This window comes from Streptomyces sp. SAI-135 (assembly GCF_029893805.1).
Taxonomy (GTDB): domain Bacteria; phylum Actinomycetota; class Actinomycetes; order Streptomycetales; family Streptomycetaceae; genus Streptomyces.
Genome location: NZ_JARXYP010000001.1, coordinates 866,133 through 886,851 on the forward strand (window position 1 = coordinate 866,133; position 20,719 = coordinate 886,851).

Here is a 20,719-nt window from a genome sequence, read left to right on the forward strand (position 1 = left end):
CAGCCTCCTCACTGGATCGTACGTCGGGTCTTTTGTCACGGCAGTCGAGCAAGGGACTCGTGCGTATCGGCTAACTGCGACGAGGTCAGGGACATCACCCGCAATGCGGGCATGTGCATCTTCTCGGCAGACCTGGGGCCTGTTCCGAGGTCTGGACAGTCACAGGACGCGCAGCCGTCCGAGATCACCACGGAGCGGAATCCGCGTTCCAGGGCGCCGCGAGCGGCTCCGAGTACGCAGCACTCGGTCGTCATGCCGGTGAGGAACCCGGTTTCGACGCCGAGGCCCCGCAGGATGATCTCCAGGTCGTGGAGGGAGTTGAAGCGACGCTTCTTGATGACGGGCTCACCCGGACGCGGCGCGAGACTGGGATGGATCTCCACCTCGCGCTCACCGTCGACGCGGGCTGCCTCCGGCACCTTCTGGACGGCGGGGATCAAGCGCCGTCCCTCCGGAGACTCCAGCGGCGCACCCTCCACGAAATCGTTCCGCATGTCGATGTCGAGCAGCCCGGTACGGCCCACATCGAAGGGCGAAATGCTCATGTGGACCTCCTGGGGCTCGAACGGCTGGGGATTGTGGAAGGGCAACGTCATGCTTCGGCCGCTACGCCGTCGAGAGTGTTGAGGTCAGTCGCGGAGCCCCGCGGGGACGCGCGGACTCGCAGGTCAGGACCGGCAGGCTTGCGGCCATCGCTCCCACGGCCGCACCAGTGATCAGTCGGCTGGCGAGGAGCTGACCGAACTTCTGAGAGATGGACGCGGCGAGCATGCCCAGCGACGCCAGGGCCGGACAGCGAAGGCTGAGCCGACGGCGCCCGATGCGATCGGCGAAGGGGGCCAGGAAAAGCCCGCCTATGGCCATGATCACGAGACACAACGCGACCGCCCTGACCTGGGCGCGGCTCATCGGCGCGTCTTTGACCTGCTTCAGGACGTTCAAGGGAAACCTCGCTTCTTTGCGACGTTCGATTGGCCCTCGTGAGAGCTGAACCAGCGCTGGGCGCGCGCAGGACGCGAGACGCTCCGTGGTCTGTATGTAGCGTTCACTCTACGGCGTCGGATACGCCTTGGCTACATGCGCGACACGATTGTGGGTGCGCTTGTCCGTTTACCAGGGGAATTCGCTGCTGATGGACCCATAGTCACCGGTGCGGCGCATGCGATCACCGAAGGCTGGTCTACGGAAACGGCACCGCCGCTGGTCGGCGGACGGCACGTGGGACCGGATCCGGCGTGCCGGCCGGGGCGACGCCGACTGGCCGGCCGTCGCCTGGGGCGTGGCCACCATGTCGGTGGCGACAAGGAGTACAGCTCGCGGCGAAACCGCCTCTCACTGCGAAAACGTCAGATCAGGTACACCGTTCCCCCAGCCGAAGGACCAACGGGCCAACCGCAATCGCAAGGCACCGACGGCGGCCGAGCCACCGGCCTCGACCCAGAGATTGCAAGCACCGCAACGACACCGAACGGACGATCAACCGACTCGAGAATCACGGGGCAGCGCCACTCGCTACGACAAACGCGCCTACGTCTTCCACGGCACCACCGCCGCGATCCGGCTCTGGCTCCGGGCCTGAACGGCTGCCATTGGTCACGCTTCGGTCCCAAGTCCGCGACCGGCGTGCCGTCGCTGACTTGGGACCGGCATGCTGTCCACGATTCACAATTGATCAGCCGCATGGGCCATTACAGGAGACGGGCTCCAGCGCCGGCGGCGGATCGTGCGCGGTCACATCCCCCATCGGGGCGTTATCTCGGCAACAGTCAGGGACGCGGGATGCAAGGCCGCGTTGCGGCGATGTCGCTTGGATGTGGGCATGTCCGCCTTGGCCAGCGCGCGACCGCGGGCCACGTCGGGGCGGTCGGCGGTGACGATGAAGACATGAACGCCGGAAGTTCCTTCAGCAGTGAGCGTCGGAATGGTGACAGCCCAATAAGTCATAGCGTGTCTCCTGCGGGACATGCGGCAAGGGGGCGGACATGGGCGGGCGTTCCTCGGTCTGCGTCGGCCTACGGCCCGATACTGCGTGGATTGCAGTCTGTGTCGTTCGGATGTCATCGCAGCGCAGCCGAGTCTTTTCGTTCACGGCAGGTCGACAGCCTGCCAGGCAGCTTCCCAGCCGCTCGAAGTCTGGTGGCTCGAGCGGGGACAAAGGGGCCCGGGGGCCGAGCACAGAGCAGCATAGGGGTCTCCACGCTTCCCTTGTATAGAGCGCTCGGTACAGATCGTACCGCGAACCTGCCATCAGCCGAGACAGAACGTTCTATATTTGTGAAATAAAGCATGGATCCCGCGTCCAGTCAACGCTTGGACGCCTTTTTGATGGAGGGATCAAGAGCAGTGGAGCCGCCCCGGCGATCGACAACGCCGCACACCCGCACAAGCCTGCGCGGCGGCGTGCTTGCCCTGGGCGGAACCGCCTCAGCCGACACCCGGTGCGTGAGCGCTCGATGCGCCGGCGCCACGTGCGGGCCAATCTGCGGGCGCGCAGGGACGCGCAAACAGCACCCCGCCAGGGATTGGTTGGACCGCTACGCCAGGCCGCGTTGTGCTGCCAGCCCGCGGATCAACGAAACGAATGGGCCGACTTGGGAGCTGTAGGGCGAGTTGTCGAAGCTGTTCATCACCGAAAAGCCGTCCGTCATGGCTCGTCCGAGGACCGCCAACTCGTCGACGAGAACCTTGGCGTCCTCATCACCGTCCGAGGCGAAAATCGGAGTGAGGGCTTCCACCCAGGACTTGTAGGCATAGTCGCGGATGCGACGCACGATCCGCTGAACCGCTTCGACATCCTTGTGCGGGCCGACGCTGATGGCGACCAGGAGACGCAGATAGTCCGGCCGCCGGTCGAGAGAGCTGCAAGCCGCCGAGAACCACGCCTCCAGGCGCTCCAGCGGCGCCAACCCGTCGAACGAGGACGGGTTGGGGAACAAGGCGTGCAGTTCCTCAAAGGTGCGTTCGAGGAGCGCCGCCAGGACACCGAATTTGTTGCCGAAGTGATAGTAGATCGAACTGGGTGGAAGTCCTGATTTCGACGACAGGTCCGAGATGGCCATGCCGTCGTAGCCCTTCTCACCGATGAGCGAGCGAGCCGCGTTCAAGATGACCTCGCGACTGCTCAAGCCGGCACCAGCCGACGCCGAACCTGATTCCCTCGCCATGTGGGCCATCATAGATCCCAACACCTGTCGCCCACCGGGGGACCCGGCGCTGGACACGTTCACCTCTCGACCATGGCCTTCGCCGGCGACTGCGACACCCCGATCAAAGGGCACGTCCGGCGCACTCGAGAACCGCCCGGTACAGCTGGAGCGCTCGCACCAGACCCGTGCCCCTCCGCGCCGTTAAGCCACCCAACGACTGGACTCCGCGCACGGGCTCGGGAGGCAGTGAACAACCTGTAGTACTCGGCCAGGGGGCAAGGTGCCTTCGAGCGGGCCACGCATGTTGCCGGTTAACAGGACGAAGCCCTCACTGGAACCACTGGCTGGACGACGCCGACGTACACACAAAATGCGGGTCGCCCAGGGCCCGGGAGGCATCGTTCTGCCCCTGATGTCCCTCTGCGCAGTTGGCCGTCAGCCTCCGCGGGCAGAGAGCAGTCAGCCCATCCTCGCCACGAGTTGGTCGAGCTTTTCTCCCAGACTTCCAACGGCGATCGATATGTGCCCGTCCTTGTTCTCAATGTGAGCGCGAACGGTCGGCAGATGGGCGGCAAGCCAGGCCCCATGGGCGACCGGCACCATGCGGTCCATCGCGCCATGCCACAGCTCAATGGGGGCGGTGATGCCAGCCGGATCGAACCCCCATGGTGCCGTCAGCGCATGCAGGTCCTCAAACCATCCGGCGTACCCGTCAGCCAGTCCATGGTGCATGTTCACAGCGCTTTCCACGCCGTAGGTGCCATTGAGCAGCATGGCGTCCGCTGTCGGCAGCAGACTCGCCATCGCAGACGCGACCTCAGCAGGGTTCCCCTCCCGTATGGCAGCGGCCATCTGAGAGATGACCGTGCGCTGCGCCTCGTCGCCCCGCGCCAGGGCCCTGAACTGAATGATGTTCATCAACCCCATGTCGCCGACGAAATTGAGGCCGTCGGCGTCGTACGGAGCGAACGAGCCCAGCAGGAGAACGCCCGACACACGCTGGGGATCTGCCGCACCGGTGGCCATCGCGTGCGGTCCGCCCGAGGACCACCCCGCAACGACGTAGCGGTCAACGCCCAGATGGTCCATCAGGACATGACTCACCTCGGCTGTATCGGCGAGCGTGCGCCCCGGCATCGAGGTTGACGCACCGTAGCCTGGACGTGAGTAGGTGACGATGCGGTATCCCCGTTCCGTGGCCGAGTGGAAGAAGGAGCCGACCGGAACGGCAGAGCCTGGCATGCCATGGTGAAAGAGCACGACCGGGCCGTCCTCTTCTCCTCGTACCGCATACTCGAGGACACGGCCGCCTCCCAGGTCCAGGGACTCAAGGGTCCCGTTCGTGGAGCTGTGGCCCCGCCCCGTGACGACTCGGCGCCCGGCTCCGCTGTTGCTCAAGCCGCCCTTCTTGTCGTGGCTCGCAGCATCGAACTGCACTGGTTCTCCCCGGTTGATCGATCGTCCGTCAGCCCTCCACAGCACGTCGTCCGCACTCCGCGCACTTGACGCACCACCGAACATCCTTTCTTCTAGATAGAACGTTCTGCATCGCTAGCATGGCAGCCGTAACTTTGCCCGTCAAGACCGAACGTTCTATCTGCTAGGACTGAGACATGGTGCGTAGTAATCCCACCGGCCGACCCTCTGACGCTCGGTCCCGACTGCTCAGCACGGCTTGTCGGATCTTCTACGAGGAAGGAATCCACTCCGTCGGGGTTGATCGCATCGTCACCGAAGCACAGGTGACTCGGGCGACTTTCTACCGGCACTTCCCCAGCAAAGAAGACCTCGTGCTCGCTTACCTGGACGAGGCGCATCAAACCGAACGCCGGCAGGCGGAGGCGGCTGCCGCTGCCGATCTGCCGGCAGCGGACACCCTGCGAAACCTCAGCAGGTCCATCGCCCAGAAAATCCAAGTACCCGGCTTTCGAGGCTGCGCGTTCCTCAACGCCGTCGCCGAGTATCCCGACCCTGACCATCCAGTTCACCTGGCCGTACTCGCTCACCGCCAGTGGTTCCTCGAGACGGTTGGGCAGTTGCTTGCCAAGGTGCGGGAAGCTCCTGCCGAAGCCGCCGCTCATCATTTCGTGATGATGCGGGATGGGGCTACGGCCGCCGGCTGCCTGTTCGACCCTTCAATCGTGTGCGAGACGTTTCTGCGCGGGGTCGACGTTCTCCTGCGGGCTCACGCCGCAACCCCCTACGCAGAGCCGGACAGGATGTCCGCTTCCGGACTGTGATCGCCGAGTCCGTTGCCCTACTGGCTCCCGTGACGCGGGGACCGGAACGAACATCGACATGAAGGAACAGGGCGGGCGCCGCGGTGGCCGGCAGATCGAGCGGCCACCGTCCGGTGTTCGTGGCGGAACCACGAGGACGCCTCCGCGACAGCGCTCCACGTCGACACTTGTAACACGCAACTAGAACAGAACGTTCTGTCTTGACAGCAGCCCACACAGAGGGCACACTGATGGAGAGACAGAACGTTCTACCTCAGCCTCGTCAGTCGGGAAATCGCCACAGCGACGACTGCGGACGCGACTGCGGCATCTCAACCAGGCCACTTACTGAAACAGGAGAGCAAAGTGAGCGACACTATTTACCGAGGCATTGCCACGTCCACTGGTGACGGCAGGGCGGGAGGCCGGGCGCAGACCAACGACGGCCTGCTCGACGTCACGTTGGCTATCCCGAAGGAGATGGGCGGCCCCGGCGGCGCGACCAATCCCGAGCAGCTGTTCGCTGCGGGCTGGGCTTCTTGCTTTCACTCAGCGCTCAAGGCAGTAGCGGCCCAGCAGAAGACGCAGATCTCCAATTCTGCTGTCGTTGTCGAGGTGGGGGTCGAGAAGACGCCGGAGGGTGGATTCGGCCTGAACGCCGCCCTGCATATCGAACTGTCCGACGTGGAGCAGGAGACTGCGGACAAGCTGGTCGAGGCTGCCCACGCGATGTGCCCGTACTCCAACGCGACCCGCGGCAACGTGCCGGTGACCCTCGACGTCACGGTAGGTTGACGCCGCCGGACTGGGGGAGCTGGGCTCCGTCTCCCCAGTCCAAGCGGGACACCACACTTCCTCCGTACAATCCGGTACCATGGCTTAAATCGAACGTTCTATCCCGTCGGAATCCAAGTGATCGTATGAGTCGGAGTAGGGAAGGTGGCGTTGTGTCTGAGGCGCGGACGCGGCTGCTGAACACGGCAACCCAGATCTTCTACGCCGAGGGGATCCATTCCGTCGGTATCGACCGGATCGTCGCGGAAGCGCAGGTGACCCGGGCCACGTTGTACCGGCACTTCGCGAGCAAGGAAGACCTCATCCTGGCCTACCTCGGGCAGGCCGACCAGGGCATCCGGGAGCGGGTGGCGGCCGCGCAGGCCAGCAGCCCGTCACCGTACGATCAGGTCCGCGCCGTGGCCCGGACCATCACCGACGGCATCCAGTCGCCCGGCTTTCGCGGTTGTGCCTTCCTCAACGCGGCGGCCGAGTACTCCGATCCCGCCCACCCGATCCACCAGGCCGTCCTGGCCCACCGGCAATGGTTCCTGACCACCGTCACCGACCTGCTGGCACAGAGCAGCGAGACCACGGCCGAGGCTGCCGGCCGTCACTTCGTCATGCTGCGCGACGGCGCCATGGCAGCCGGCTGCCTCTTCGACCCCAAACTCATCTCCGACACCTTCCTCCACGGCGTCGAAGGCATCCTCAAAGCCCGCACCATCCCCGAACTCAGCCAGAGGACGACCACCCCCGCACTACAGCCCTGACCATCCGGCAAGGGTTCAGGCGCTCCCGCCGCGTAACGCTAAAGCGGCATGGGTGGTTGAGCGCACGATCGGCAGCTCAGAGGGCGTCCACCCCGGTGTCCAACCGGGGCCCGACCCGTCTCCGCATCCGTTAAAAGCCTTTGACGCCAGGCCGGTTATTCACAGATGGTGAGCCCCGGTGTTCTGACCGGGTGGACACCGGCTGCCGTGTTCGCGGCAGCCGCCTCGTGGTGAGGAAGATGTGGATGATTGCCGTGTCGGCCGCTTCGGGGGCTTTCGGTCGTCTGGTCATCGATCAGTTGGTGGCGAGGTGCCCCGCCGAACGCGTGGTAGCGGCGGTCCGTGATCCCGACAAGGCCGCGGATCTCGCCACCCGCGGACTCCAGGTCCGCATCGGTGACTACGACAGGCCGACAACGCTCAAGGACGCGTTCAGGGGATCCGACCGGCTCTTGCTGATCTCCTCTCCAGAACTAAATTCCGTCCGCCGTGCCGAGCAGCACCGGGCAGCCATCGACGCCGCAGGCCTGGCCGACGTCGGCTCGATCGTCTACACCAGCTTCCTGGGCGCCGACACCCACGCCGACGGCATGACCGCGGCGCACCACGTGACCGAGCGCGTCCTGGCCGAGAGCGGGCTACCCCATACCGTGCTGCGGCACCCTTTTTACAGCGAGGCTTTTCTCAACGAGGGCTTGCACACCGCCGTCAGCTCGGGGCACCTCATCGACGGCACCGGTGGCCGCGGTCTCAACACCGCTCTCCGCAGCGATCTCGCCGAGGCCGCAGCCCGCATCCTCACCGAGGACGGCCATTCCGGTCGCGCCTACGACTTCACCGGCAGCCTATGGACCTACGGCCAACTCGCCGACGCTCTCAGTCGCATTTCCGGCAGACCCGTCGTCATCCGGGATCGACCCGACCGCGCACCCGGTGTTCAGGGCTGGCTCGAAGACCAGATTCGCTCCGGCGGACTGGAACGGCAGACCGCTGACCTCCGGGACGTCCTTGGGCGCCCGTCCGTCCCTCTCGACCGCGCTGTCGCCTCGCTCCTCTCCGCCGCCGCTCTGGGGAAGTGACCACAGAGAACGCACAGAGCCGCAGCCCTGCGCAGTTTTCAAGGGACCGTCATGCCCCGGCATCGCCAGGATGCGTCGCCCATCGGAGACCGGCGGCTCGCTGCCCGCCGTACAAGGCCTTGCCAAGGACGGGATGAAGCATCCGCTTGTACGAGGAGCCGTGCGAGGTCGGTGCTCTGCAAAACGGTGTCGAGTGGAACTGGAAGCATGGCGAGAGCGCCCTCGTGCATCACGAGGAGCCGTGGGGCGAGGGTGGCTGGGTCACGGCAGCCCGCATGGGTCGCGAGTTCCTCGAACAAGCGCAACAGCCAGAGTGTTGGTCTGCCGCTATGCGGTGCGCGGGATGTGCGGGATCAGGAAGCTCGGCCAGCGCCTGCACGTGAAAGGGCGCGGTGACGGCCGCGACGGAGTCCTAACTTTTGGTAACGCCCGAGTGCTCGGCCCCCACGCCGACCGATGTGATCCCACGGTTGTAGAACAGCTCTTCAGCGATCGACACGATGCGTCGGCCGGCCGGTGTGATGCGCCGTTCGTCCCGCATCGAACATCCCTGGGAAGTTCAGCACGTGGGTGTGCCCAAGACCATGCGGGCGGTTCGGATCACGAAGCACGGCAGACCAGAAGTACTTGAGATGACAGAGCTGGCGGTGCCCGCCCCGCAGGCCGGAGAGACGTTGGTCCGAGTCGACACAGTCGCCTGAACAACACCGACCCGTACTCCCGAGGGCGCCTACGGCCGCCCTGGAGACCCGCAGGTCCTGGCAGGCTGGAGGGCCCGATCGACTTCCCCCGCAGCCAGGGCGCCGACGTGGCCGGCCGAGTCGGGGCCGTCGGGGCCGGGGCCACCGCGTACTCATCGATCCCGCCATCTACGACACCGCCGGGCCGGACGCGAACCCCGTGGACCTGATGGACAGCGAACGTCACGGCGGCTACGCCGAATATGTGACCGCATGGACGGACCGCGTCCACGATGCGACCGATTCACCACTCACGAACGCTCAACTCGCCGCGCAGACCGCCTATGGCACAGCTCTCGGCATGATCGAGCGGGGCCGGCTGCGAAAGGGCGAGACCGCCCTGATCTCAAGGGCATCCGGCGGAGTCGGCCTCGCGGCAGTTCAGATCGCCCGGGCACGCGGCGCAAAGGTGCTTGCCATCAGCAGCGGCCCGAAGATCGATTGCGGAGCGCAAGGCCAGCGCGCGCATGAGGTCCTCGACCACGTGCAGGACATCGCTGAACAGATCCGCTCCGCCGCCCCGGAAGGCGTTGTGCGCCGTCTGTACCTGCACGACGCTCAGGTGGACGGATCCGCGATGCAGACCCGCGCACTTCCGCCGGCTCATCTCCCTGGCTCGCCAAGCCGAGATCCGACTCGTCATCGCTGCGACGTTCCCCTTGCACCAGGCTGCCTGGGGCTTGTTGTGAAAGTAGATCTTGTTCCTACATGACTATTTGACCATACAGTCAATAACGTATTCTGAGGCACATGCCACGTCCCCGTAAGTTCGTAGAACGTGACGTCATCAGCAGTGCCAGCGAGGTGTTCGGCGTGAACGGCCTCGCCGCCACGACCCTCGACGATCTGGTGCGGGCGACCGGGCTGGGGAAGCAGAGCCTTTACAACGCGTTCGGCGGAAAGCGGGAGCTGTTCCTGCGGGCACTCTCGGAGGATCACGACGAGGCGGCGCGGGCCGTCTCGGAAGCGCTCCAGCACGGTGACGCGTCCCCACTGGAGCGGATCCGGGGCCACATGCTGCGCATGGCGATCGAGTTCAGCCGCGGCGACAGTCGGGTCTCACTCGCCACGCGTGCTCTCGTCGAGTCGACCGGCGAGCAGGATCAGCTCTCGACGGTCACCAGGGCCGGCATCGAGGAGCTCGCCGGGATCTACGCACACTGTCTTGAGGACGCCCAGCGCAACGGCGATCTCCCGGCGGACGCGAACCTGCGGTCGCTGGCGATGTACTTCGTCGCCGTCATCCGGGGGATGGAGCTGCTCGGCCGGGCGGGGGTCGGTCGTACGGCAGTCACCGCTGTAGCACTCGACGCACTTCGCGTGCTGCCCGGCCGGGCGGACACGGATCCCGCGCAGGCATAGAGCCTTCACGGCTCCCCTTCCCCCACCTATGGCGTCGGTCACACCTCTGACCCAGTTATTGCCCGTCTGGTCAAAAACTGTTTTATTGACCAGGCAGACAAAAATTAGGGAAGAGCAACCATGAACGTTCTGAAGGACAAGGTCGCGGTCGTGACCGGCGGAAATGCGGGCATCGGCCGGGCGATCGCACGGGCGTACCGAGCCGAGGGCGCGCGGGTGTTCGTCACCGGTCGCCGCCAGGCACAGCTCGACGAGGTCGAGGCCGAACTCGGTCCCCAGGTGACTGGGATCCACTGCGACGTGGACCAGCTCGAGGATCTCGACCGCCTCTACACGACGGTCGCCGACCAGGCCGGCCACATCGATGTCCTGGTCGCCAACGCCGGGATCGGGATCGTCGCCCCGCTCGGGGAGATCACCGAGGAACAGGTCGACGCCATGCTCACCACCAACGTCAAGGGCCCACTGTTCACCTTGCAGAAGGCGCTGCCGCTGCTGTCTTCGGGAGCGTCGATCATCTTCACCGGATCCTCGGCCGCCACCCGACCGCAGCCCACCCTGCCCGTCTACGGGGCGACCAAGGCCGCGCTCCGCAACCTGGTGCGCGGATTCGCCCACGGCGCCGGGGCAGGCGGATACCGCATCAACATGCTCTCGCCCGGCGGCACCCGCACTCAGGGCCTGGCCGACCTGATCGCGGCCGACGAACGCGTCGCCACCGGTGCTGTGATCCCCCTCGGCCGCCTGGCCGAGCCCGAGGAGATCGCCGCAGCAGCCGTCTTCCTCGCCTCTGACGCCTCCAGCTACCTCAACGGCTCCGAACTCGCCGTCGACGGCGGCAGCGCACAGATCTAGGGCTGGTGTGAAAGTGCTGGCCATAGCCACTCGTTGATGGCTGCAACCAGCATCCTCGCTTCGAAACGGACGGCGAGTTCGTCATGACGAGTAGCGACGGCGGTACCGGGACGGTGGCCCTGATCCCGCGCCTGCGCAGGTAGGAGCGATTGCTGCGGGAGTCATACGCCTTTTCGGGCCCGGACCCGGTCCGGGCGCTTGCGCGGCCTGCCGAGCCCCAGCCTCGGGACCCGGATCGTTTCCAAGACCGGTTCGAACTGTGGCGGGTCGCCCCGCTGGCTGTGATCACGACGGACAAGGGCTACTGCCCCTGCTCGACCGCCAGCTGGATCTTGGTGGTCAGCGCACCCCGCGAGCATCCGAGACCGTGACAGGCCGGCTCGACGGCGATGCCACCGGGCGGCTCCGCTGCAGATCCCCTTCTTCGACGCTCCGGCGGCGTACCGGTGAGCCCGGCAGACCGTGGACTCAACGTTCACACCCAGGTGATCAGGCCCTTTGCGTCGGCCTCAGCCTGAAGCCGGATGACGATCCTGGCCCAGGTGCCCTCGCACTGCCAGCGCAGGACGAGGTCATGGCTAGGCGCAGGAGGAACTCGCTCGCAGCACGTGGGGAAGATCGTCATGTGCCCCCCAGGGTGAGGCCGTCGAGGCCGGCAGCCGGCAGGCGCCCCTCTTGCCACGTCCGAAGCTGCAGACGGGTGCGCACAGCGTCAGCGGCAGGCGTCTCACCGTAAAGGTGGCGGTAGTCGCGGGAGAAATGAGAGGCGCTCCGGTACCCGACGGCCGATGCGGCCTGCGCCGCGGAATCCCCGAAGACGACCATCCGGTGGCGGGCTTCTCCGAGACGCAGCCGCTTCAGGTACTGCATGGGCGTCATGGACGTCGCATCCTTGAACCGCCTGAAGAGCGTCGGCTGACTGGTGCGCACCTCGGCGGCGAGCGCGTCGACCGTCCACGGCTCATCCAGTCGATCGGTGAGCAGGGCCACGGCCCGGGGCACCACGGCATCGCTGTCGGCCACCGCCGCCAGGACTCTGGGCGCCTGGTCCGTCTGCAGCAGGCGCACAATGACCTCGCGCGCCACCAACGGCCCCAGGAAAGCCATGTGTTCGGGTTCGTCGAGGAGTGAGATGAGCCGGGCAAACGCGTCAGCGAGCGGCTGTGTCCATGTGCCGAGCCGATCCATGCCAGCGGGCGGCTGGCCGTTGCCGGGCATCGCCGCTGCGACTTCCGCGACCAGGATCGGGGAGAGTTGCCACCTCGCGGCCAGAAAACCGCGTTCCTCTTCGGCCTCGACCACGGCTGCCACCACGGGAAGATCGACAGGGGTGATGATGAACCGCTCACGCCCCCAGGCGCGATCGTCGTCGCCGATGATGGTGCGCTTGCGTCCGGCGGCTACGACGGACAGAGAGGGGCTGTAACGCTGATAGCCGAGCCCAGTGGCAGCGGTGACGCGACTGAGCCGGAACCCCAGCCTGCCGGCGAGCGCATGGTTGTCGGCTCTGCGGAGGATGACGTCGGCTACCTGGTCGAGCCGCCCACTCGTCGATTCGTCCATACGCCATAGTCAACCGCATACGTCCAGGCCCCGACGTGCGGCGGGATCGAGCAAGGCGATGAGAGTCTCAGGCAAGATCCGGCACGGTCCGCGGTCCGAAGATCAAGGTATGCCAACCAACGAAGAGCTCCTCGCCTCCCTCCCGGCCGACACCACGCTTGCTGGTCGCACTGCGTTGGTGACTGGCTCGTCAGGAGGGATCGGCGAGGCCATTGCCCGGGTCCTCGCCTCCTCCGGCGTTGACACCGTCATCAGTGGGCGCAACGCAGACCGGGCGCAGGCTGTCGCGGACGCGATCCTCCAGGCCGGCGGCCGGGCTCACGCACTGACCGCCGATCTGGAGGCCGACCCCACCACCATCCGCGCCTTCGCGGAGCAGGCTCAGGACGTACTCGGGGGCCGAATCGACATCCTCGTCAACAACGCAGGCGTATACCCAGGTTTCCTCACCGCCGACGTCACCGATGACGAGATGCACGCCTTGTGGGCCACCAACATCCGTGCCCCGCACGTTCTCGTCGCAAGCCTGGCACCTCGTATGGCCGAACGAGGATCGGGAGTGATCGTGAACATCGGCTCCTGGATGGCACGCGTAGGTGTCCCGTTCAAGGCGCTATATCCGGCGACGAAGGCTGCCGTGGAGCAGCTGACGCGGGCATGGGCGGCGGAGTACGGGCCGCGCGGCGTCCGGGTGAACACGGTGGCGCCGGGGGCGACGGCGACGACGGGTACGGCGGCGAGCGCGGCCGTGCTCACGGAGATGGCGAAGGCGACTCCCGCCGGAGTCCCCGTGCGCCCCATCGACATCGCTTACGCCGTGCGTTACCTCGCCTCCGACGAGGCGGCGTTCGTCCACGGGGCGACGCTCGACGTGGACGGCGGACTCACGGCGACCCGCCTGCGTTGACAGCACGTGCTCAATGATGCCCACGGTTTCACCGTCGGTCGTCCGACTGATTACGTTGGGAGTGAAGAGGAATGGTGGCACGTTTACGACGACGTTGGCGCTATGCGGTCGTAGCGGTGGCGGGGGCGGTGCTCACCGCGGTACCGATCGGGCCCACCGCCTTGGCGAGCGCTCACACGTCATCGTCGTCTCCCCCGGTGGGCGTGTCTCGTCCGGATAGTGATCCGTTCTACGCCGTACCAGCGCATTTGCAGGAAAAGCCGGACGGCACTGTGCTGCGGTCGCGCCACCTGCCCGCCGACGCGCTGGCGGAACCGGCACCGGCCCAGGTGTGGCAACTGCTGTACAAGACCCGTGACAACGCCGGACGGGCGACCGCCACGGCCGGCACGCTGCTGATTCCGATGGCTCCCTGGGCGGGGGCCGGACCGAGGCCGTTGGTTTCCTACCAGCCGCCCGCGGACGGACTGGCCACATTCTGCGCCCCGTCGTACACGCTGCGGGCGGGCTCACTGATTTCCGACACCACCATCGGGCAGGCCGCTTTTGACCGTGGACAGGTCGCGGACGCCGTACGACGCGGCTGGTCGGTCATGGTTCCTGACTATGAGGGCCCCAGGTCGGAGTTTCTCGGCGCAGCCGCGGCCGCCCACGGTGTCCTCGACGGCATCCGCGCGGCCCGCGCGTTCCGCCCCGCCTCTGTTGACCGCCGGGCACCGATCGGCTTGTGGGGCTACTCCGGGGGTGGCTTCGCCACGGCCTCGGCCGCTCAGAAGCAGTCTCGCTACGCCCCTGAACTCAAGATCAGCGGCATCGTCGAGGGTGGCGTTCCCGCCGACCTCAACGCGGCCTTGAAAGCCACAAGCGGTCAGGTCTTCTCCAGCTGGATGCCGTTCGGGCTCGCCGCGTTGAGGAACGCATACCCGCAGGCTCACGTCGACCGGTACCTGAACGCGTCGGCGCGGGGATACATGGATGCGGTCGCTCACGGATGCGCCGGCGACGCCGTCGCATCCGGGCCGCACGGCGTGAGGTTGGAACAGTTCGAAGCCTGGCCGGGATCTGTCACGGAGGGTTCGTTCCATCGCTTCGCTCGCGGCTCCAGTCCGGTCGGCTTCGGAGGCACGCCGACAGCGCCTGTGTACATGTACCACGGCACGGCCGACGAACTCCTCCCGGTCGGAGCGGCACGAGAACTGGCGTCGCACTATCGCGCGGGGGGCGCCCATGTCGTACTCGTCGAACACGAGGGACAGACGCATGGGAGTGAGCAGACGTACGGTGTCGCCGGCGCCGTGGCGTTCCTGAACCGACACCTTTCGGAACCGCCACACGGCGACTTGCCGAGATGAGCACGCATGCGACGGTGTCAGCGGCACATCGCTCGCGCGGCACCACACGGGTGCCGCCCGCGAATCCATCGGTCCGCATCGACGGCGTTGGAAGGGCATTCCCGGCCGAATCGGCCTTCGTCTCCGTCAGGAAGAGCCCGTGACGCCTCGACAACATGGACGTGCCCAGCTGCGGCAAGTCCCCGATCGGAAAGCGGGCGGCACATCCTGCCTCTACCGGGCTCGTCCGATGCGCAGCGTCGCGATCTCAAAGGGCCGCAGATCCAGCTCAATGGTCTCCTGGGACTGCCACGTCTGCCGGTCCGCGTCGCGTTCGAGCAGGTCGGTCAGCCAAGCCGTCGTGAAGTCGACGTTCGGCTGGATGACCGCCCGGGCGCGTGCTCCGCCCGCTTCATACAGACGGATGATGAGGTCGCCGGAACGGTCTTCGGCGAGCTTGATCGCTTCCACGAAGACGGAAGCCGCGGTAACGGTCACCACAGGCTCAACACCCTGGCCGGCCTGGGGCAGGACTCGCGTCGGCAGATTCGTCCGGTACCCGGTGGACGCCGCGTCGATGACGCCCTCAGCGGCTCCGAGGACGGTACGCAGCACATGGACGCCTTGATCGGCTTCCGGGTCGGGGTATTTCGGTGCTCGGAGCAGCGACTCGCGCACCAGCGTGGTGGTCCCGCCATCCTCCCGGACCGTGCGGGTGATGTCGTGGCCGTAGGTGGAGGTGTTGGCGACCACGGCACCGAAGTCGCCCTCCGCCACATGCACCCACCGGTGTGCGACCGTCTCGAACCGCGCATGGTCCCAGGAGGTGTTGACGAACGTGGGACGCCGGACGTGGCCGAACTGAATCTCCGAGGCCGCCTCGTCGGCGCGCAGGTCCAGCGGGAAGGCGAGCTTGAGGAGCTTCTCCTGTTCGTGCCAGTCGACCACTGTCTCGATCTGCAGCTCGCTGTCGTTCTCGGCCAGTCGATACCGCTGGACGATCGACGACTTGCCGTACGTGTGACTCACTTCGAGAGTGTGTTCGGTGATCTCCACGGAGTCCGGGGTCCGCAGCTCGGTCATCGAACGCTGGTAAGCGCGGTCGATGTCCCATGCCTCGAACATGTTGGGGATGTCGCGGAAGATCTGCAGGACGGAGGCCGCCTGGTCCGGGGCGATGAGTTCCCGGCCCGTTCTGCGGTCGACGTACGAGATCAAGAGCCCTTCCGCGGTGAAACGCACAGTGACATGACCGTTCTGCAGCGTGTACCCGGAGTCGGTGCGGACGGGCACGACCGCGGAGTCCTTCGATGACGAGTCGGCGATCACGGCGCCCAGGGCAGGGCTGCTCCCAGCTGTCACCGGGGCGGCGTTGAAGACGACTCGCTCGGTGCCGTGGCCGGCAAGGGCGCGCTGGGCTGTTTCGATGAGGACTTCCAGGCGGGCCGCTACCTCCTGGTAAAGCTCCTCAGCCTCGTCGTGCACCCAGGCGATGGCCGATCCGGGGAGGATGTCGTGGAACTGCTGCAACAGGACCGTCTGCCAGATCGACTCGAGTTCGTCGTACGGATAGTCGATCAGCCCGCGGACCGCTGCGGTCGCGCTCCACAGTTCGGCCTCGCGCAGAAGATGCTCGCTGCGCCGGTTTCCCTGCTTTGTCTTGGCCTGGCTCGTGTAGGTGCCACGGTGTCCCTCGAGGTACATCTCGCCGTACCACACGGCAGGCTCGGCCAGCGTCTCCTTGGCCTCGTCGAAGAAGCGCGTCGGGGAGCCGAGCGTGACGCGAGGGGCGCCTTCGAGGTTGCGGTTGCGGTGGGCGGCGGCCAGCATCGCCGGCGTGGGGCCGCCGCCGCCGTCGGACCAGCCGAAGAGGGTGAGGGACGTGTTCGAGGCTCCCCGTTCGGCGTACTGCTTCTGTGCCTTCGCCAGGTCGCCGGCGCCCAGGTCGGAGCCGTAGGTGTCGTTCGGCGGGAAGTGGGTGAAGATGCGGGTGCCGTCGAGTCCCTCCCACAGGAAGGTGTGGTGCGGCATCCGGTTGGTGTCGTTCCACGAGAGCTTCTGCGTAAGGAAGCTGTCGGTGCCGGCCCCGCGCGCGATCTGCGGCAACGCCGCGGTGAAACCGAACGAGTCCGGAAGCCATGCCTCGCGGGACAGCACGCCGAACTCGCGGAGGAAGAAGTTCTGTCCGAGCAGGAACTGCCGTACGAGGGCTTCGCCTCCCGGCATGTTGGTGTCGCTCTCGACCCACATACCGCCCACGGGGATGAAACGGCCTTCATGGACCCGGGCCCTGATCCGCTCGAACAGTTCCGGGTAGAACTGCTTCACCCAGGCGAACTGCTGGGCGCTGGTGGCGGCGAAGACGAAGTCGGGGTCGGCGTCCATCAGGGTCAGCACGTTGGAGAACGTGCGTGCCGCCTTGCGGACCGTCTCCCGGGTCGGCCAGAGCCAGGCCGAGTCCAGATGCGCGTGCCCCACGGCCACGATCGAGTGCGCACTTGAGTGGGCGGGTGAGGACAGAACCTCGCTCAGTTCGGCCGCTGCCGCTGCGGTCGTGTTGACCACGTCATCGGGGTCGAGGACGTCACACATCCGCTCGAGGGCGTGGCGGATCGCCGCGCGGCGCGGGGAGGCAGGGTCGAGCTGGCCCATGAGCCCCATGAGTACGGAGACGTCGTGGAGCAACGAGTCCACGGCGAAATCGCGTTCGACCAGGGCCAGATTGCGCAGCGTGTAGATCGGGTCAGTGCCCGCTGTGGCTTTGTCGCCCAGGTGAACCGTGTGGGACCTGGTGGGCGCTGCGAAACCCGAGGGCAGCGGTGCTCCCCCGGCCGCCGAGGCCAGGGTCGTCACGAAGAAGTGCTCGAGAAGGTTGGGATTGGATGCGGCCTCGACATAGAAGTCGATCTCCGTGGTCTGGCCCGGGTCGACGTCGATCGCGTGGTTGAAGGGCTCGATGCCCTTCACGATGGTGCCGTCGGGGCGGTACACCGTGCCTTCGGCCTGGAATGCCGGAAGCAGACCGCTGAATCCCAGATCCACCAGCATCTGCACGGTCGTGCCGTCGCGTCCCCACCCCTCGGGCACCTCCCCCGTGACGTGGAACCACGTCGTACCCCAGGGTTTGCTCCACCGTTGCCCGACCGAGAACGGCTCGAAGGATTGGGTGACGGCTTCCGAGAAGGGAACGGGCTCGTCGGGGACCTCCCACGCCGTCACCGTCAGCGGCGTGGTCCGTCGGAAAAGGTGCGGGGCTATCCGGGAGCTGACCACATTGCCGATGCGGAGCTGCGCCTGGGAGTCGTCGTCAAACATGTCCGCACGCTAACACCAAAAAGCTCCACCTGGAACTTTTAGTTTCGCTAGGGTTGGGACCGCTGCACACCAAGCGATGGAAGGGCCGCCCAAAATGACCACCGAAGACGGGATAAAGGCATCTCCGCTGTCAGGTACCGGGTCGAGGGGGCGCTACCCGAAGGGGGTTCTCCGCCGCCAGCAGATCCTCGACCGCACCGTCGACGTCTTCGCCGACCTCGGGTTCGAGGGCACGTCATTGCGCGCGATCGGTGAAGCCATCGGTGTGAGCCATGCCGCACTGCGGCGCTATTTCGAGACCCGCGAGGATCTCTTTCTCGAGGTTCTGCGAGAGAAGGACCGGCAGGCACTGGCCGCGGCTCACGACAGCGGTTTAGAACCCGGGTTTGCCGCGCTCGCCGCCAACTACGTGCTCAAGACCCCCGGCCTCATGGCTCTGCGGCACAGCATGGTGGCACGCGCGCTCGAACCGGGTTACGGCCGCTCGCGCGAGTTCTTCCGCGACCGCTACCGGTCCATCCGCGCGGAGGCTCGGCTCATCCTCCAGTTCCACCGAGACCGCGGGACCCTGCGCAGCGACATCCCCCTCGACACCGCGGCATCGCTGCTGGTGGCGGCGATGGACGGCCTGTCCACACAGGCACTGCTCGACGCCGAAGCGGACATGTCCGCCGGTATGGCCCTGCTGGAACACCTGCTGGAGCCGGACACCACTGCGGTTCCCGGTCACGTCTGACCGCCGCCGACTGCCGCCGAACGAGACCGGGCAGCACTTCAGGCAGGCCAGGAAGAGGCTTCGAACACCCCATGACGAAAAAGTTCCACTCGGAACAATTCGATGTTACGGTTCGCCCAAGTTGACGCACCCGCCGCGTCTACCTCAGTTCAGAGGACCTTGATGTGGACGAATCAAGCAGCACACCTGTCACTGTGGGCACCGGTGGAAGACCCTCGGTAGCGCCCATCCCCCAGCAAGACACCGCAGGACCGCGGTCCAAGTACCCCGCCGTCGCGATACCCCTCGCACTGCTCGGCTGGGCAATCGCACTCGTACCGCCCCTGGCGATCACCATCGCCCTTCGGCTGCGCGAACTCGACCGCGCCGACTCGGCGGCCAACCTCGGGCTCGTCCTGGGGGTAGGCGCCTTCTTCTCGTTCGTCACCAACCCGCTTGCCGGACGGCTGTCCGACCGGACCATGAGCCGGCACGGGATGCGCAAGCCATGGATCCTCGCCGGGGCCCTCATTAGCTACGCAGGCGTCGCTGTCATCGCGTACGCGCCGAACGTCCTGTTCGTGTTGGTCGGCTGGAGCCTCGCGCAGATCGGGCTGAACTTTGCCCTCGCTGCCCTGATAGCGATGCTGCCTGATCAGGTCGAACCTCATCGTCGCGGTCGCGTCGCCTCCTTCATCAGCCTCGCTCAGAACGTCGGCGGGGTCGGCGCGACGTTCCTGGTGCAGCTTTTCCCGATCGGGACCCTGCAAGTCCTCGTTCCCAGCCTCTTCGGACTCGTGCTCATGCTTGGTGCGGTCGCTCCGATCAAGGACCGAACCCGGACCGAACGCCCGGCCGAGCGCTTCGACATGAAGGCCCTGTTCGGCTCCTTCGTGTTCAACCCGCGCCGGTACCCCGACCTCGGTTGGGCCTGGCTGACGCGATTCTTCCTCAACACCACGCAGTTCACCGCCACCAGCTATCTCACGTACTTCCTCATAGAGAACTTCGACGTGAGTGACGCCGAAGCGCCGACCAAGGTCTTCCAGGCCGTACTCGCCAACGCGGTAGGCCTTCTCCTCGTCACCCCGGTGCTCGGCTGGCTCTCCGACAAGGTCGGTCGCCGCAAGCCGTTCGTCATCATCGCATCCCTGATAGCGACCGCCGGCCTCGCCCTCATCGCACTGTCCACGTCGATACCCATGCTGCTGCTCGGGCAAGTCATCCTGGGCGCGGGAACGGGCGCCTTCTTCGCCGTCGAACTCGCCCTTCTCGCGGACGTCCTGCCCGACGAGGAAACCGCCGGCAAGGACCTGGGCGTCGCCAACCTCGCCCAGTCCCTGCCCCAGTCGATCATTCCCATCGCGGCCCCTGGCATCATCGGCGCATTCGGTTACCCAGGCCTGTTTCTGGGAGGAGCCGTGTTCGGGCTCCTCGGCGCCTTCAGCGTCACGCGTGTACGGAAGGTCCGCTGAGAAGCGGTCACTTCGCAGTCCGAGGATCCGGACTCCCTGGCAGTGGAAAAGTTCTCCTCCAGGTCCAGCACGACCTTCTCTCAGAAATGCCGACGCTGCGATCCGACATGAAACGGCCGGAACACCTGATGACGCACGTCGCCTGCATCCGTAGTGCTTCTGCCGACAGCGCGGCGAGTCTGCACAGTCCCAAGTTCCAGCTGATCACGGCGATACAGGCATGTCGGACGGGCCCAGTGAGGCCAGACAGCGCACGAGCAGATTACCGAAGAAATGCGCTGACCTGCTGAAACGCGCTCGCACTGGCAGCGCACGTAGTCCCTACGAATGGGCAGTAGGCCGCCTGCTTGCGCAGGCGGCCTACTGCCTTTGGGCGTGTGAACACCCTTCACGTCTCCGCGAGTCCCAATGGCCGGACCCACTCCAAGGTTACTCGTTGGAGCAGCGCACGGGCACGGGAACGCG

General features: G+C 66.2%; 17 protein-coding genes and 4 pseudogenes. 12 read left to right on the forward strand and 9 right to left on the reverse strand.

What is annotated here, in order from left to right; genetic code table 11:
* Positions 1 to 35: 35 nt before the first annotated feature.
* On the reverse strand, positions 36 to 596 hold the full coding sequence (locus M2163_RS03740; RefSeq protein ID WP_280893090.1) for a cysteine hydrolase: 561 nt from the start codon (positions 594 to 596) through the stop codon (positions 36 to 38).
* Between the two features lie 10 nt (positions 597 to 606).
* Positions 607 to 942: an MFS transporter gene (locus M2163_RS03745; protein WP_280893091.1), complete on the reverse strand. Its 336-nt coding sequence runs from the start codon at positions 940 to 942 to the stop codon at positions 607 to 609.
* A gap of 345 nt (positions 943 to 1,287) precedes the next feature.
* Here M2163_RS03745 and M2163_RS03750 point away from each other — a divergent pair.
* Positions 1,288 to 1,579, forward strand: a pseudogene (locus tag M2163_RS03750) (transposase); the annotation flags it as partial.
* A gap of 152 nt (positions 1,580 to 1,731) precedes the next feature.
* Here M2163_RS03750 and M2163_RS03755 read toward each other — a convergent pair.
* From M2163_RS03755 to M2163_RS03765, 3 genes are all read right to left on the reverse strand, one after another.
* Positions 1,732 to 1,944 carry a hypothetical protein gene (locus M2163_RS03755; RefSeq protein WP_280893092.1) on the reverse strand — a complete coding sequence of 71 codons (213 nt, stop codon included), beginning with the start codon at positions 1,942 to 1,944 and terminating at the stop codon, positions 1,732 to 1,734.
* A 590-nt stretch (positions 1,945 to 2,534) separates the two neighbouring features.
* On the reverse strand, positions 2,535 to 3,164 hold the full coding sequence (locus M2163_RS03760; protein ID WP_280893093.1) for a TetR/AcrR family transcriptional regulator: 630 nt from the start codon (positions 3,162 to 3,164) through the stop codon (positions 2,535 to 2,537).
* A 441-nt stretch (positions 3,165 to 3,605) separates the two neighbouring features.
* Positions 3,606 to 4,583, reverse strand: coding sequence for an alpha/beta hydrolase (locus M2163_RS03765; protein ID WP_280893094.1), 978 nt, complete (start codon positions 4,581 to 4,583; stop codon positions 3,606 to 3,608).
* 176 nt (positions 4,584 to 4,759) lie between these two features.
* Between M2163_RS03765 and M2163_RS03770 the strand changes: the two genes are divergently transcribed.
* From M2163_RS03770 to M2163_RS03785, 4 genes are all read left to right on the forward strand, one after another.
* Positions 4,760 to 5,386, forward strand: a complete 627-nt coding sequence (locus tag M2163_RS03770) for a TetR/AcrR family transcriptional regulator (RefSeq protein WP_280893095.1) — start codon at positions 4,760 to 4,762, stop codon at positions 5,384 to 5,386.
* 345 nt (positions 5,387 to 5,731) lie between these two features.
* A complete protein-coding gene (locus M2163_RS03775) occupies positions 5,732 to 6,160 on the forward strand; it encodes an organic hydroperoxide resistance protein (RefSeq protein ID WP_280854492.1) in 429 nt (142 codons plus the stop codon).
* Between the two features lie 125 nt (positions 6,161 to 6,285).
* Positions 6,286 to 6,912: a TetR/AcrR family transcriptional regulator gene (locus M2163_RS03780; protein ID WP_280854476.1), complete on the forward strand. Its 627-nt coding sequence runs from the start codon at positions 6,286 to 6,288 to the stop codon at positions 6,910 to 6,912.
* A gap of 191 nt (positions 6,913 to 7,103) precedes the next feature.
* On the forward strand, positions 7,104 to 7,991 hold the full coding sequence (locus tag M2163_RS03785) for an NAD(P)H-binding protein (RefSeq protein WP_348540998.1): 888 nt from the start codon (positions 7,104 to 7,106) through the stop codon (positions 7,989 to 7,991).
* Positions 7,992 to 8,128: 137 nt separating this feature from the next.
* Here M2163_RS03785 and M2163_RS03790 read toward each other — a convergent pair.
* Positions 8,129 to 8,532 (reverse strand): annotated as a pseudogene (locus tag M2163_RS03790) (TetR family transcriptional regulator); the annotation flags it as partial.
* Between the two features lie 25 nt (positions 8,533 to 8,557).
* Between M2163_RS03790 and M2163_RS03795 the strand changes: the two are divergent.
* From M2163_RS03795 to M2163_RS03805, 3 genes and pseudogenes are all read left to right on the forward strand, one after another.
* Positions 8,558 to 9,420, forward strand: a pseudogene (locus tag M2163_RS03795) (Zn-dependent oxidoreductase).
* Between the two features lie 61 nt (positions 9,421 to 9,481).
* Positions 9,482 to 10,093: a TetR/AcrR family transcriptional regulator gene (locus tag M2163_RS03800; RefSeq protein ID WP_280854491.1), complete on the forward strand. Its 612-nt coding sequence runs from the start codon at positions 9,482 to 9,484 to the stop codon at positions 10,091 to 10,093.
* Positions 10,094 to 10,213: 120 nt separating this feature from the next.
* Positions 10,214 to 10,948, forward strand: coding sequence for an SDR family oxidoreductase (locus tag M2163_RS03805; RefSeq protein ID WP_280854490.1), 735 nt, complete (start codon positions 10,214 to 10,216; stop codon positions 10,946 to 10,948).
* Positions 10,949 to 11,054: 106 nt separating this feature from the next.
* Here the strand turns inward: M2163_RS03805 and M2163_RS03810 are convergent.
* Positions 11,055 to 11,312 (reverse strand): annotated as a pseudogene (locus M2163_RS03810) (transposase); the annotation flags it as partial.
* 257 nt (positions 11,313 to 11,569) lie between these two features.
* The gene (locus M2163_RS03815; RefSeq protein WP_280854489.1) at positions 11,570 to 12,511 is read right to left on the reverse strand and encodes an AraC family transcriptional regulator; all 942 of its coding nucleotides are present in this window, start codon (positions 12,509 to 12,511) and stop codon (positions 11,570 to 11,572) included.
* A gap of 109 nt (positions 12,512 to 12,620) precedes the next feature.
* Here M2163_RS03815 and M2163_RS03820 point away from each other — a divergent pair, with 109 nt between their 5' ends.
* Together M2163_RS03820 and M2163_RS03825 are read left to right on the forward strand one after the other, a co-directional pair.
* Entirely contained in the window at positions 12,621 to 13,418 is a 798-nt protein-coding gene (locus tag M2163_RS03820; RefSeq protein WP_280854488.1) for an SDR family oxidoreductase, read from the forward strand.
* A 197-nt stretch (positions 13,419 to 13,615) separates the two neighbouring features.
* The gene (locus M2163_RS03825) at positions 13,616 to 14,770 is read left to right on the forward strand and encodes a lipase family protein (protein ID WP_280893096.1); all 1,155 of its coding nucleotides are present in this window, start codon (positions 13,616 to 13,618) and stop codon (positions 14,768 to 14,770) included.
* Positions 14,771 to 14,983: 213 nt separating this feature from the next.
* On the opposite strand, the gene M2163_RS03830 is transcribed toward M2163_RS03825, so the two are convergent.
* A complete protein-coding gene (locus tag M2163_RS03830) occupies positions 14,984 to 18,064 on the reverse strand; it encodes a glycoside hydrolase family 38 C-terminal domain-containing protein (RefSeq protein WP_280854486.1) in 3,081 nt (1,026 codons plus the stop codon).
* Positions 18,065 to 18,158: 94 nt separating this feature from the next.
* Between M2163_RS03830 and M2163_RS03835 the strand changes: the two genes are divergently transcribed.
* Positions 18,159 to 18,800, forward strand: coding sequence for a TetR/AcrR family transcriptional regulator (locus tag M2163_RS03835; protein WP_280854485.1), 642 nt, complete (start codon positions 18,159 to 18,161; stop codon positions 18,798 to 18,800).
* Positions 18,801 to 18,994: 194 nt separating this feature from the next.
* A complete protein-coding gene (locus M2163_RS03840; RefSeq protein WP_280855124.1) occupies positions 18,995 to 20,254 on the forward strand; it encodes an MFS transporter in 1,260 nt (419 codons plus the stop codon).
* Positions 20,255 to 20,719 lie beyond the last annotated feature (465 nt).